The following is a 13,306-nucleotide window of genomic DNA, read 5'->3' as shown; positions in this document are numbered from 1 at the left end:
CCCCGCCCGCTGCCGCCCCCTTGGAGGGTCCATGCACACGACCGCGGAGATCATCGGCGCCGTCGGCACCCTCGTCGGCCTCGGAATCCTTACCTTCCTCAGTCTCTGGAGCATCAGTCGCCGCTGATTCCGTAAAGCGTGCACAGGGGTGCCCCGCGGTGACCGCACGTGTGTAGCTTGGTCGACGGTCTGAGACCCTGTTCAAAGCCAGGCCAGAATTTTTATTGACTTCTTGACTTCTTGACCTCGGAAGGACGGTCGTGCACATCGTCATCATGGGCTGCGGCAGGGTGGGTTCCGCCCTCGCGCAGACCCTGGAGCAACAGGGGCACACGGTCGCCGTGATCGACCAGGACCCCACCGCCTTCCGACGGCTGGGCTCCGGTTTCGGTGGCCGGCGGGTCACCGGAGTCGGCTTCGACCAGGACACCCTGCGCGAGGCGGGCATCGAGGAGGCCGGCGCCTTCGCCGCCGTGTCCAGCGGCGACAACTCCAACATCATCGCCGCCCGGGTGGCCCGTGAGATGTTCGGCATCGAGAACGTCGCCGCCCGTATCTACGACCCCCGGCGCGCCGAGGTCTACCAGCGCCTGGGCATCCCCACGGTCGCCACCGTCCGCTGGACGGCCGACCAGATGCTGCGCCGGCTGCTCCCGTCGGGCGCCGAGCCGCTGTGGCGCGACCCCACCGGGGGCGTCGAGCTCGCCGAGGTGCACGCCGCCCCGTCCTGGGTCGGCCACAAGATCAGCAGGCTTCAGGAGGAGACGGGCGTCCGCGTGGCGTTCCTCACCCGTCTCGGCGAGGCGATCCTGCCCAGCTCCCAGACGGTGCTCCAGGAGGGCGACCTGGTGCACGTGATGCTGCGGAGCGACGAGGTCGAGAAGGTCGAGGCCTCGTTCGCCGAGGGCCCCAAGGAGGACGGTCACTGATGAGGGTCGCCATTGCCGGAGCCGGCGCCGTAGGCCGCTCGATCGCGGGCGAGCTGCTGGAGAACGGCCACGAGGTGCTGCTCGTGGACAAGGCGCCGACCGCCATCTCGGTCGAGCGCGTCCCGCAGGCGGAGTGGCTGCTGGCCGACGCCTGTGAGATCACCTCCCTCGACGAGGCGGCCCTCCAGCGTTGCAACGTCGTGATCGCCGCGACCGGCGACGACAAGGTCAACCTGGTCGTGTCACTGCTGGCCAAGACGGAGTACGGCGTCCCGCGCGTCGTCGCCCGGGTGAACAACCCGAAGAACGAGTGGCTGTTCAACGAGTCCTGGGGCGTGGACGTGGCCGTCTCCACCCCGCGTCTGATGTCGGCCCTCGTCGAGGAGGCGGTGAGCGTCGGTGACCTGGTCCGCCTGCTCCGCTTCAGCCACGGCGACGCCAACCTCGTCGAACTGACCCTCCCCGAGGAGTCGGCCCTGGCCGGCACCCAGGTGGGCGACGTGGAATGGCCGGAGGACACCTCGCTGGTGACGATCATCCGCGGCACCCGGGTCCTGACCCCGACCCGTGAGGACTCCCTCGAGGCGGGCGACGAACTGCTCTTCGTGGCCGCCCAGGCCCGGGAAGAGCAGCTGGAGGACCTGCTGTCGGTGCGCAAGGAAGACACCAGCGGCTGACCGCCAAGGGTGACGACGAGGGGGCGTCCGGAGATCTCCGGACGCCCCCCTCTCAGTGTGCGTCGGGCGCCGGACGCGCGGCGGGCGCCGCAGCCGTCCAGCGCCGGTCGGCATCATCCAGCCCGTCCGGTGATTGAGGACAAGGCCCGTTCAGGGCCGGAGCGGGGTCTGGGGGGCGCAGCCCCTGGGGAGGTCACCCCGGCGGCAGGGGGTCACCCCTCCCGACGATGCCGCCCAGCGGCCTCCGCCGCAGTCTTCCGCTCGGCCTCCGCCTTCTCCTCGGCCTCCATCTCGGCGAACACGTCAATGGGCGCGGGCGCCTTCGCGAGGAAGACCCACGTCAGCCAGACGGCGAGCAGGAACGGCGGGATCTTCAGGGCGATCAGCACCCAGCCCAGCTGCGCGGTGTCGGCCCACCAGTACAGCGGGAAGAGGATCGCGCACTTGGCGAGCAGGATCAGCCCCCACGCCCAGCTGGCCTTGGCGTACGCCTTCTTGCGGCCCGGGTTGCGGGTCCGCCAGGAGAGGTTCTCCTTGAAGACCGGGCCCAGGATCAGGCCGATCAGCGGCACTCCGCACAGCGTCGTGATGATGTAGGCGAGGGCCAGCCCGAGCGTGTAGAGCATGCCGGGCAGGTAGAAGTCCTTCGCGTTGCCGGTCATCATCGCGAAGACGACGCCGAAGGCGACGCCGAAGACCCCGCTGAAGGCGTGCTTGACCGTGTCCTTCCTCGCCAGGCGGACCACGACCAGGATCAGCGACACCGCGAGCGCGGCGATCGCGGACATGTGCAGATCCTTGTTGATCGTGAAGATCGTGACGAAGAGCAGGCCGGGCACGACCGTCTCGACCATGCCCCGGACCCCGCCGAACGCCTCGAACAGCGCAGCCTCGGTCACCGCCCGGGCGTCGGCCGCGGTCGTGTCGTCCGCGGTCGTGTCTTCGGTCGGCTTGTCGAGCGACGTCACCGGCTACTCCCTACCCACAGGTCTCAGTTCGTACTTGGGGTTGAACAGCACCCGGCGGCCCCGGCTCATGGAGACCCGCCCCGATGCGATGAGCTTGCGCCCCGGTTCTATGCCCACTATGGAGCGTCTGCCAAGCCACACCACGTCCAGCGCGGCGGTACCGTCGAACAGCTCGGCCTCCAGGGCCGGAACTCCGGCGCGTGGCCGCAGGGTGACCGTGCGCAAGGTACCAGTAACCGTGACGATCTGGCGGTCCTGGCAGTCTCCGATCCGCGTGCAGCCGGCCGTCTCGGCGTCCTCTCGCAGCTCCTCCGACTCCAGGTCCTCCTGCGAGGAGGAGAGCCGGTCGAGCATGCGCCGGAACCGGCCCACCGGCTTTTCGGAACGAGGAACAGCACTCATGTCTGAAGGGTACCGGGGCACGCCCGCGGAGCCGTAGCCGCCGCCCCACCCGTCGCACTAGCGCTCGAACCGGTATCCCATGCCGGGTTCCGTGACGAAGTGCTCCGGATGCGAGGGATCCGCCTCGAGCTTGCGTCTCAGCTGCGCCATGTACACCCGCAGGTAGTTGGTCTCCGTTCCGTAGGACGGCCCCCACACCTCCTGGAGCAGCTGCTTCTGGCTGACCAGCCGGCCCGTGTTGCGCACCAGCACCTCCAGCAGGTGCCACTCGGTGGGGGTCAGCCGTACGTCCTTCCCGGCCCGGTTGACCTTCTTCGCGGCCAGGTCGACGGTGAACCCGCCGGCCTCCACCAGGACTTCGTCCTCGCCGCCCCCGGCGGGTTCCGCCCGGCGGACGGCGGCTCGCAACCGCGCCAGCAGCTCGTCCATGCCGAACGGCTTGGTGACGTAGTCGTCGGCGCCCGCGTCCAGCGCCTCGACCTTCTCGTCCGAGGAGTGCCGGGCGGACAGCACCAGGATCGGCACCCTGGTCCAGCCGCGCAGTCCCTTGATCACCTCGACGCCGTCCATGTCCGGCAGTCCCAGGTCGAGGACGATCACGTCCGGGTGGCGGGCGGCCGCGAGCCGGAGGGCGGTGGCGCCGTCGTGAGCCGCGTCGACCTCGTACCTGCGGGCCTTGAGGTTGATCACGAGGGCGCGGACGATCTGCGGCTCGTCGTCGATCACGAGCACTCTCGTGGGGGCCTGGGGCGTCCCCTCGGCCGGGCTCAGCATGGGGCGTGCCTTTCGGGTCGGGCGGGTCGTGCTGCCTGCGGCTCGAGGCGCGGTCCCGCCGCGCGGACGGTGAGCACCATGGTGAGGCCGCCGCCGGGGGTGTCCTCCGCGTCGAGAGTGCCGCCCATGGCCTCGGCGAAGCCACGCGCGACCGCGAGGCCCAGCCCCACCCCAGCCCCGCGCGGAGCGTCGCCGTAGCGCTGGAAGGGGGCGAATATCCGCTCCTTGGCCTCGTCTGGAACGCCCGGCCCCCGGTCCACGACCCGTACCTCGACCCGGTCGGACATCGCGCTCGCCGAGACCAGCACCGGCCGGCCGCCCGGACTGTACTTGACCGCGTTCTCCACGAGGTTGGCGACCGACCGCTCCAGCAGCCCGGCGTCCACCGCGACCATGGGCAGCGTCTCCGGGATGTCCAGCTCCACGCTCTCCGTCGGATCGGGCACTCCGCCGAGCGCCATCGGCACCACCTCGTCCAGGTCGATCTCCCGGATGATCGCCGTGACCGTACCGGTCTGGAGGCGGGACATGTCCAGCAGGTTGCCCACCAGGTGATCGAGGCGGTCCGCGCCTTCCTCGATGCCCTCCAGCAGCTCCGCCCGATCTTCCTCCGACCAGGCCACGTCGTCGGATCTCAGGCTCGACACCGCCGCCTTGATCCCGGCCAGCGGGGTCCGCAGGTCGTGGCTCACGGCGGCCAGCAGGGCCGTGCGGATGCGGTTGCCCTCGGCCAGCGCGCGGGCCTGGTCGGCCTCCTCCCGGAGGCGCCGCCGGTCCAGTACGACGACCGCCTGCGCGGCGAACGCGGCCAGCACCCGCCGGTCCTCCGCGGGCAGCACCCGCCCGGTGAGCGCCAGCGCCAGGTGGTCGCCGACCGGCACGTCCACGTCCGCGTCCTCGGGCCGCTCGACCGGTCGTCCGGTCCCGACGTGGCCCGCGCGGGTCCACGGCGTTTCGTCGTCCGCCCGTTCCAGCAGGGCCGCCGACTCCATCCCGAAGGTCTCGCGCACCCGCTCCAGCAGCGCCTCCAGGCTGGTCTCGCCCCGCAGCACGTTGCCCGCCAGGTAGGACAGGATCTCCGACTCGGCGCGCAGCCGGGCCGCCTGATGTGTATGGCGGGCCGCCAGGTCCACCACCGACGCCACCGACGCCCCGACTCCGACGAAGATCACGATGGCGACGATGTTCTTCGGGTCGGCGATCATCCACCGGTGCAGGGGCGGTGTGTAGAAGTAGTTCAGCAGGAGCGAGCCCACCGCCGCCGAGGCCAGGGCGGGCAACAGCCCTCCGAGCAGCGCCGCCGCCACCGTCACGGCCAGGAACAGCAGCATGTCGTTGGCGAGGCCGAGGTGGACGGAGTTCAGCAGCAGGGCCAGCAGCGCCGGACCCACCACACCGACCAGCCAGCCCCAGAGGATCCGGGCCCGCCCCAGCCGGGCGCCCCGGGCCACCGGCAGCCCACGCCCCTTGGCGACCTCGTCGTGGGTGACGATGTGCACGTCGAGGTCGGACCCCGACTCCCGGGCGACCGTCGCGCCGACCCCGGGCCCGAAGACGTACTGCCAGGCCTTGCGCCGCGAGGAGCCGAGCACGATCTGTGTGGCGTTGACCCCGCGGGCGAAGTCGAGCAGGGAGGCCGGAATGTCGTCGCCGACCACGTGGTGGAAGGTGCCGCCCAGATCCTCCACGAGGGTGCGCTGGACCGCCAGCTCCTTGGGTGAGGCGGAGGTCAGCCCGTCGCTGCGCGCGATGTACACGGCCAGCACCTCTCCGCCGGCGCCCTTCTCCGCCAGCCGCGCCGCCCGCCGGATCAGAGTGCGCCCCTCCGGGCCGCCGGTCAGCCCGACCACGATCCGCTCGCGCGACCCCCAGATCGCCGACACCCGGTGCTCGCTGCGGTACTGCTTCAGGTACTCGTCGGCCCGGTCGGCCACCCACAGCAGGGCCAGCTCGCGCAGGGCGGTGAGGTTTCCCGGCCGGAAGTAGTTGGACAGGGCCGCGTCGACCTTGTCCGGCCGGTGGACGTTCCCGTGGGCCATCCGCCGCCGCAGCGCCTGCGGCGACATGTCCACCAGCTCGATCTGGTCGGCGCGCCGGACGAACTCGTCGGGGACCGTCTCCTGCTGCCGCACCCCTGTGATCGACTCCACGACGTCGCCGAGGACTCCAGGTGCTGGATGTTCACGGTCGACACCACGTCGACGCCCGCCGCGAGCAGTTCCTGCACGTCCTGCCACCGCTTGGCGTTGCGCGAGCCCGGGACGTTGGCGTGCGCGAGTTCGTCCACCAGGGCGACGCGCGGGGCGCGGGCGAGGACGGCGTCCACGTCCATCTCGGTGAGGACGCCGCCCCGGTGCTCCAGTTCCCGGCGCGGGACCTGCTCGAGGCCGTGCAGCATCGCCTCGGTGCGCCGCCGCCCGTGGTGCTCGACGAACGCCACCACGCAGTCCGTGCCGCGCTCCGCCCGGCGGTGCGCCTCGGACAGCATCGCGTACGTCTTGCCCACGCCCGGTGCCGCACCGAGGTAGATCCGAAGCTTTCCGCGTGCCATGGCCTCATTGTCTTCCCGTGACTCCTGCGTACGCAGCGTCGACCTTACGGCCAACGGTTCCGGCATAAGGGACGAGCTGAAGGGTGAGGGACGCCTTTGACGCAACCCTGACGCGGCGAGACGAACACCGGCGCCCTTCAGCCCTTCAGCCCTTCATCGGACGAGCCCCCCGGATCGGTTCACGCGCAGCGGGCACGGACACCGGTCACGCGGGATTGTCCCCGTGGGTGAGCGTCTCCCAGGCGACGAAGAGGTTGTTGCTGCCGGCCGGGCGGTTCTGCAGGGTCAGCGTCTGGGTGTTGGTCATCGCGATGCCCAGGCGGTTGTGCAGCGCGTTGTAACCGACCTCGGTGACCGGGCCGAGCGTCTGGTTCAGCGAGCCGCCGCACAGCCAGCTCGGGACGGCCGCGCCGAGCTCGTACTTGGCCTGGAAGCCGAGCGCCTGCCGCAGCCGCTCGCCGACGTCGGTGCCGTACAGGTCCTGTCCCTGGATCCGGCTGGTCTCGGCGATGTGCGAGATCGCGGAGATGCCGTACCCGGTGTGGGTGAGGTCTCGGCAGGTCTCCTGGGTGAGGCCGGTGACGAAGGTGCCCTGCCCCTGCCAGTAGGCGACGATCTTGTCCCGGGTGTTCAGGTTCTGGCTCGGCACGGTCTTCGGCAGTTCGCCGTCGGAGGCCAGGTAGACATAGGCGGCCGTGCGGGTGCGGAACCGCGCCATGGCCTTGTCGTACGAGGTCCTGTCCTCGAGGAAGACGGAGATGCCGATCGCGGCCTCCGTCATGGACAGCTCCCAGTTCCCGTTCGAGTTGGAGCCGTTGATGACCTCGGGCAGGTAGACGTCCCGCAGCATGGTCGCGAAGCGGCCGGAGCCGGCCCAGCCGCCGGTGTACGTGTACTTGATGATCTCGGCGGCCCTGGGCCAGGACGAGCCGGCCCAGCCGGTCTGGAGCGGGGCGTTGCTGTTGGTGTGGTCCTGGACGACGGCCGACCAGGCGTCCATCAGCTCGATGGCCTTCTTCGCGTAGCGCTCGTCCCGCGTGATGTACCAGGCGAGGGCGTCGGTGTACGCCGCGAGGGCGTCCTCCCGCTCGTCCGTGCAGCCGTAGTTCGGGTTGGAGTAGGACCCGCACTCGACCACCGCGCGGGGTTTGGGGGTGCGGATCAGGCTGGCGTACTTGCTCGCCAGGAGCTGGTCGAAGGCGCCCTTCCAGGGCTGGGCCGCGGAGCCGACCTTGTCCCGGACGAAGTCCAGTTGCGCCCGCGAGACGGTGACCCCGGGGTGGGCGAAGGCGGCCGGGGCGGCTTGGGCCCGTGGGGCGGCGGGTGACACGAGAGCGCCCAGGACCAGGGCGGTGACGGTCACAAGGAATGCGGTTCGACGCACAGCAGCTCCGTTCTCGTTCCTGTATGTGAACACAGAGCGCCCTTATGAACTCAGGCGTTGAGCGGAGACCGTAGGTCCAGACCAATGGGCCGTCAAGGGTGCACACAGGAGAAAGACGCGAGACGCGGACACGACAAAGGGCCGCACCCCGTGCGGGGTGCGGCCCTCTGGGTCGTGCGGCCTGCCGTCGTGGACCAGCGGACTAACGGACCTCGGTGATCTCAGGTCCGCGCTGCAGCTGGCCCATGCCGCCGGAGAAGCGGGAGCTGTCGTCCTGCTGCTGGACGCCCTCGGGAACCATCTGCGCGTCGTTCGGCAGCTTGAGCACGATCGGGTCGCGGGGCGCCATCGGGCCCTCTCCGCGAACCACGACGGTGTCCCGGAAGATCTGCTCGAGCAGACCGGCCGCCTGCGGCTGCACCGCGCCCTGACCCGAGATCACTCCGCGCAGGAACCAGCGGGGACCGTCCACGCCGACGAACCGCACGACGTGGAAGCCACCCGTGCCGTCCGGCAGCTGCACCGGCACCTGGGCCCGCAGCTCCCAGCCCAGCGGGCCTTCGACCTCGTCGACGATGCCACCCTGCTGGGTGATGCCGGAGCCGATCTCCTCGCGCACCTCACCCCAGATGCCCTCCCGCTTGGGAGCGGCGAAGGCCTGGAGCTGGATGGCGCTGTCGCGCAGTACGACGGTCGCCGCGACGATCGCGTCACCGGCGACCTCCACCCGCAGCTCCATGCCGTCGACCCCGGGCACGAAGATCCCGCCGAGGTCCACGCGGCCCTCGGCCGGGTCGCGCACCTCCGAGTCGTCCCAGGGCCCGTCGGGCCGCGGCTCGGGCTCGAGCCGCACGCGCTCGCGCCCGCCGCCCGCTACGTCGTCCGCCTCAGCGTCGACACTGTCGACGACCTGCTCGGCCTCGCCGGCCGCGTCCTCGGCGGCACCCTTCTTCTTGCGACGTCCGAACACGTCACTGTCCTTCCCGGTCGGATACGACCGAAGCGTATCGATTCCCACCCGTCGCGCCGCCCTCGGCGGCCGAGGCGCTTGTACCGCTTTCACCGCCCACGGCCGCATGCCCGCCGGTGGACCCGAAGCCCCCTGCGGCCCGCGCCGATCCGGGAAGTTCCGCCACCTCCTGGAAGCGGACCCTCTCGACCTGCTGCACGACCAGTTGGGCAATCCGGTCGAAGCGCTCGAACCGCACGGACTCGCGCGGGTCGAGATTCACCACGATCACCTTGATCTCCCCACGGTACCCGGCATCAACCGTCCCCGGGGCATTCACGAGGGCGACGCCGCACCGGGCGGCCAGCCCCGAGCGCGGGTGCACGAAGGCCGCGTACCCCTCGGGCAGGGCGATGGACACCCCCGTGGGCAGTACGGCCCGCTCCCCCGGCGCCAGTTCATGGCTGCGCGTGGTACGCAGATCGGCCCCGGCGTCACCCGGGTGCTCGTACGTCGGAAGCGGTACGTCGGGGTCGACGCGCCGGATCAGCACGTTCAGGGGGTCACGGCTCACGGGTTCACCTCGAAGGCACGGGTGCGCCGGATCTGGTCCGGGTCGCTCATGGCGGCCCGGATCTCCGTCTCACGGCCGTGGCTCACGAAGTGCTCGACCGCGACCTCGACGAAGAGCGCGTCGGCACGGACGGCGAGCGGCCCGTCGGGGCCGCCGATCCGCCCGGTGGCACTGGAGTAGATCTTGCGTCCCGCCACCGCCGTCACCTCGGCCTCGAGATGCAGCGTGGTTCCGACGGGCACGGGCCGTACGAAGTCGGTCTCCAGCCGTCCGGTCACGGCGATCGTCCGCAGCAGCCAGTTCAGCGAGCCGAGTGTCTCGTCGAGGGCGGTGGCCAGGATCCCCCCGTGCGCGAGGCCGGGCGCGCCCTGGTGGGCGGGCTGCACGGTGAATTCGGCGGTGACGGTCACGCCCTCACCGGCCCGCGCCTCCAGACGCAGCCCGTGCGGCTGCTCGCCGCCACATCCGAAACAGTGTTCGTAGTGGGCACCGAGAAGCTCGCCGGGCACGGGAGCGTCGGGGTGCCGAACGGGTTTCACGGCATCGGCCGGAGGCTCAAGAGCTGCGGAAGTACCACTCACAGCCGCAGACCTTACCCGCGCGTCCGCCCCATCAGGACACCGTGCCAAGCTTGGCTCCATGCAGCTCTCGACCAGCCCTTACGAAGAACGCCTCACCGCCCCCCGGTCGTGGTGGTTCGTCTCGTTCCTCGTGGGTGTCTCCATGGCCCTGATCCTGCTGCCCTTCGGCACCCTGCCGTTGCTCGGCGGACTGGTCGGCGGCACCGCGGCGGCGGCGGTCGTGGCCAGCTCCTACGGCTCGCTCCGCATCCGCGTCGTGGGCGACTCGCTGATCGCGGGCGAGGCGAAGATCCCGGTCGCGGCCCTGGGCGAGGCGCACATCCTGGACGCCGACGAGGCGCGCGCCTGGCGCACGCACAAGGCCGACACCCGTGCCTTCCTGCTCCTGCGCTCCTACATCCCCACGGCCCTGCGGGTCGAGGTCACCGACCCGGACGACCCGACGCCCTACCTGTACCTGTCGACGCGGGAGCCGGAGCGCCTGGCAGCGGCGCTGAAGGCGGCGCGGGAGGCGACCGCGTAACCGGATCCCTAGCGCCCGGGCTCTCCGGGATTCCCGGGAAGCTGGGGGTTGCCGGGGTTCTGGGGGCTGCCGGGGCTGCCGGGGTTGTCGGGATCATCGGGGCCCAACGGGTTCAAGGGGTGCTTGGAGATCTCCCCGATGGCCAGGGGATCCGCCGGCCGCTCCAGCGGCGGCAGTTCCGGCAGCGCGTCCCACGGCACCTGCATCTTCCGCAGGTCGGCCCGGACCTTCGCGGCCACTCTCCTGGTGTCCCGCCGGTTCATGACCGCGCCGACCGCGGCGCCCACCATGAAGGGCATGAGGTTCGGCAGGTCACGGACCATGCGTTTCATGATCTGCTGGCGCAGTTCACGCTTCATCTGGCCGCCGAGCGCCGAGTTGATCGAGGACGGCTTCATGACTTCGACGCCGCGTTCGCCCGACCACGAGCGCAGATACGCGGTACTGCGGTCCTTGAGATTGCCGGCCGGCCGGACGCCGTAGACCTCGTGGAGTTCGGCGATCAGCTTCAGCTCGATCGCCGCCACCCCGGTGATCTCCGCGGCCAGTTCGGTCGGCATCGCGGGCGGCACGGGAAGCATGGCCGCCGCCCCGATGCCGGCTCCGACGGTGGACGTGGCGTTCGCCGCGCCCGAGACGAGTTTGTCCGCGAGCTGCTCGGGCCCGAGACCGGGGAACTGTCTGCGCAGCGTCTGGAGGTCCCGTACGGGGACCCGGGGGGCGAGGTCGATGATCCGGTCGGCGAGGTGCCCCAGTCCCGCCCTGGCGCGGTTGCCGCCCCTGCGGGCGCCTTCCCGGGCCAGGTGCGTCGCCTTGTCCCGGATGACCGCCGCCCGCCGCCTGGCGACGGGGGCGGCGCTCTGCGGCGGCACCGGTTGGTCAGCCCGGTCGGCCGCGGGTTCGAGCGAGGCCGATCCTTCAGGGACCGCTCCCGTACCGGATGAGCCTCGCTCGTCGTCACGCACGCCGTGAGGGCCGCGGGAGGGCCCCTTGTCCGTTCCCCACGAGGGGAAGCGGCGCTTCCGAGGTGGGGTCGAGCCAGTCACGGCCGACCCCGCCTCAGTCGCAGTCGCGGCAGATCGGCTGGCCGTTCTTCTCCCGGGCCAGCTGACTGCGGTGGTGCACCAGGAAGCAGCTCATGCAAGTGAACTCGTCCTGCTGCTTCGGCAGCACCCGGACGGCCAGTTCCTCGTTCGAGAGGTCTGCGCCGGGCAGCTCGAGACCTTCCGCGGCCTCGAATTCATCAACATCGACTGCGGAGGCGGACTTGTCGTTCCGCCTGGCCTTCAGCTCTTCAAGACTGTCTGAGTCGACGTCGTCATCGGTCTTGCGTGGGGTGTCGTAATCGGTAGCCATTTCGCCTCTCCCCCTCTGGGTATCTGCTGGTGTCTCCAGCGCACGTAACGCGTGAGAGGCCGGACTTGTGCCCGCCTCGAGGCGGAGATTTTGCCTCACATCAAGGTCTGTTACTCAATCGACACCCAACCGAACTCCTCACGAGTGATCGGCTTGGATGGCGATCGGGACCGTACACGGTCCGATTGCCGCACTTCAAAGGCGTCTCACCGTGTACTTCCCGTGATCAGGACCCCTGAAAACCCGGATTTTCCGGGCTTTACGACGGCATTCATGATCACGGAGAGTAGATGGCCGGATATTCGCCCTTGTGATCGATCACACACGGGAAAGCCAGGTCGAGGCACAGAAGATTCCGCGCAAAGCGAACATCCCCGTGTGTGTCGGCGACATGATCTCAGACGGGGAAGGTGACCCGCATCACGAGCCCACCCCCCTCGCGCGGCTGGGCCGCGATATGACCGCCGTGCGCCCGGGCGACGGACCGCACGATGGACAGGCCCAACCCGACCCCCTTGTCACTGCCGGTCCGCTCCGTGCGCAGGCGACGGAACGGCTCGAACAGATTATCGATCTCGTATGCGGGCACGACCGGCCCGGTGTTCGACACCACGAGGACGGCCTGCCCGTGCCGGACCTCGGTGGTCACCTCGACCCAGCCGCCCTCGGACACGTTGTACCGTACGGCGTTCTGCACGAGATTCAGCGCGATCCGCTCCAACAGCACGCCGTTGCCCTGAACCACGGCGGGTTTCTGCTCACCTCGGATCACCACGCCCTTGGCCGCCGCCTCCCCGTGCACCTGATCGACGGCCTGCTCGGCGACCTCGGCGAGGTCGACCGGCTTGCGCTCGACGATCTGGTTGTCGCTGCGGGCGAGCAGCAGCAACCCCTCGACGAGCTGTTCGCTGCGTTCGTTGGTGGCCAGCAGCGTCTTGCCGAGCTGCTGCAGTTCCACCGGAGCGCCCGGATCCGACAGGTGCACCTCCAGAAGCGTCCGGTTGATCGCGAGCGGTGTCCGCAGCTCGTGCGAGGCGTTGCCGACGAACCGCTGCTGAGCCGTGAAGGCCCGCTGCAGCCGCTCCAGCATCTCGTCGAAGGTGTCCGCCAGCTCCTTCAGCTCGTCGTCCGGGCCGTCCAGCTCGATACGGCGGGACAGGTCCGAGCCGGCCACCGCGCGCGCCGTGCGGGTGATCCGGCCGAGCGGGGACAGCACCCGGCCTGCCATGGCATAGCCGAAGGCGAAGGCGATCACGGCGAGGCCCAGGAGGGCCAGCAGGGAGCGGCTGAGGAGGTTGTCCAGGGCGTGCTGACGCTGTTCGTTCACACACCCGTTGAGAGCGTGGTTGAGCTCGGACGCGGTCGGGGTGGTGGAGCCGATGTTGCAGGTCTCGCTGGACACCTGCCCGGAGATGACCCTGAAGGGCAGATCACTGCCGACGTTCAGCGCGTTGGCGGCGAGCAGGTAGATGATCGACAGCAGCAGGATGCCGGCGATCAGGAACATACCGCCGTAGAGCAGGGTGAGCCGTATGCGGATGGTCGGTCGCAGCCACGGGAGGGCGTCCTGCGGGCGCCTGGGGTCCCACGTGGGCTTCGGGGGCGCCTGGGACGGCGCGGGTGTCGATGCCACGGCGG

The 13,306-nt window shown here is 70.3% G+C and carries 13 protein-coding genes and 1 pseudogene; 3 read left to right on the top strand and 11 right to left on the bottom strand.

The annotated features are described in order from the left end of the window. Positions 1-260: 260 nt before the first annotated feature. Both QF030_RS30820 and QF030_RS30815 read left to right on the top strand, forming a co-directional pair. Complete coding sequence (locus tag QF030_RS30820) at positions 261-929, top strand: potassium channel family protein (RefSeq protein WP_307165836.1); 669 nt, start codon at positions 261-263, stop codon at positions 927-929. After that, a complete protein-coding gene (locus QF030_RS30815) occupies positions 929-1,606 on the top strand; it encodes a potassium channel family protein (protein ID WP_307165835.1) in 678 nt (225 codons plus the stop codon). The genes QF030_RS30820 and QF030_RS30815 overlap by 1 nt, the downstream gene beginning before the upstream one ends. A gap of 212 nt (positions 1,607-1,818) precedes the next feature. Here QF030_RS30815 and QF030_RS30810 read toward each other — a convergent pair whose 3' ends face one another. From QF030_RS30810 to QF030_RS30775, 8 genes and pseudogenes are all read right to left on the bottom strand, one after another. After that, entirely contained in the window at positions 1,819-2,574 is a 756-nt protein-coding gene (locus QF030_RS30810; RefSeq protein ID WP_307165834.1) for a DUF3159 domain-containing protein, read from the bottom strand. Positions 2,575-2,577: 3 nt separating this feature from the next. Further along, positions 2,578-2,976 (bottom strand): OB-fold nucleic acid binding domain-containing protein, encoded by a 399-nt coding sequence (locus QF030_RS30805; protein ID WP_307165833.1) that lies wholly within the window; start codon positions 2,974-2,976, stop codon positions 2,578-2,580. A 57-nt stretch (positions 2,977-3,033) separates the two neighbouring features. Further along, positions 3,034-3,750, bottom strand: a complete 717-nt coding sequence (locus QF030_RS30800; RefSeq protein WP_307165832.1) for a response regulator — start codon at positions 3,748-3,750, stop codon at positions 3,034-3,036. Next, positions 3,744-6,301, bottom strand: a pseudogene (locus QF030_RS30795) (ATP-binding protein). Before QF030_RS30795 ends, QF030_RS30800 begins: the two are co-directional and overlap by 7 nt. A gap of 205 nt (positions 6,302-6,506) precedes the next feature. After that, the gene (locus QF030_RS30790) at positions 6,507-7,685 is read right to left on the bottom strand and encodes an alginate lyase family protein (RefSeq protein WP_307165831.1); all 1,179 of its coding nucleotides are present in this window, start codon (positions 7,683-7,685) and stop codon (positions 6,507-6,509) included. Positions 7,686-7,887: 202 nt separating this feature from the next. Further along, the gene (locus tag QF030_RS30785; RefSeq protein ID WP_307165830.1) at positions 7,888-8,655 is read right to left on the bottom strand and encodes a DUF3710 domain-containing protein; all 768 of its coding nucleotides are present in this window, start codon (positions 8,653-8,655) and stop codon (positions 7,888-7,890) included. 1 nt (position 8,656) lies between these two features. Continuing rightward, complete coding sequence (dut, locus tag QF030_RS30780) at positions 8,657-9,208, bottom strand: dUTP diphosphatase (protein WP_307165829.1); 552 nt, start codon at positions 9,206-9,208, stop codon at positions 8,657-8,659. Further along, entirely contained in the window at positions 9,205-9,789 is a 585-nt protein-coding gene (locus QF030_RS30775) for a PaaI family thioesterase (protein ID WP_307165828.1), read from the bottom strand. Before QF030_RS30775 ends, dut begins: the two co-directional genes overlap by 4 nt. A 58-nt stretch (positions 9,790-9,847) precedes the next feature. Here QF030_RS30775 and QF030_RS30770 point away from each other — a divergent pair, with 58 nt between their 5' ends. Then, entirely contained in the window at positions 9,848-10,312 is a 465-nt protein-coding gene (locus QF030_RS30770; protein WP_307165827.1) for a DUF3093 domain-containing protein, read from the top strand. Positions 10,313-10,320: 8 nt separating this feature from the next. On the opposite strand, the gene QF030_RS30765 is transcribed toward QF030_RS30770, so the two are convergent. The 3 genes from QF030_RS30765 to QF030_RS30755 all read right to left on the bottom strand — a co-directional run bounded on the left by QF030_RS30765 (position 10,321) and on the right by QF030_RS30755 (position 13,301). After that, positions 10,321-11,358, bottom strand: coding sequence for a hypothetical protein (locus tag QF030_RS30765; RefSeq protein ID WP_307165826.1), 1,038 nt, complete (start codon positions 11,356-11,358; stop codon positions 10,321-10,323). 13 nt (positions 11,359-11,371) lie between these two features. Beyond that, positions 11,372-11,668, bottom strand: coding sequence for a DUF4193 domain-containing protein (locus tag QF030_RS30760; protein WP_003993510.1), 297 nt, complete (start codon positions 11,666-11,668; stop codon positions 11,372-11,374). A gap of 397 nt (positions 11,669-12,065) precedes the next feature. Further along, the gene (locus QF030_RS30755) at positions 12,066-13,301 is read right to left on the bottom strand and encodes a sensor histidine kinase (RefSeq protein WP_307165825.1); all 1,236 of its coding nucleotides are present in this window, start codon (positions 13,299-13,301) and stop codon (positions 12,066-12,068) included. Positions 13,302-13,306: the final 5 nt, after the last annotated feature.

The sequence above is a fragment of the Streptomyces rishiriensis genome, from assembly GCF_030815485.1.
Lineage (GTDB): Bacteria > Actinomycetota > Actinomycetes > Streptomycetales > Streptomycetaceae > Streptomyces > Streptomyces rishiriensis_A.
This window is presented reverse-complemented; position numbering and strand designations above follow the sequence as displayed.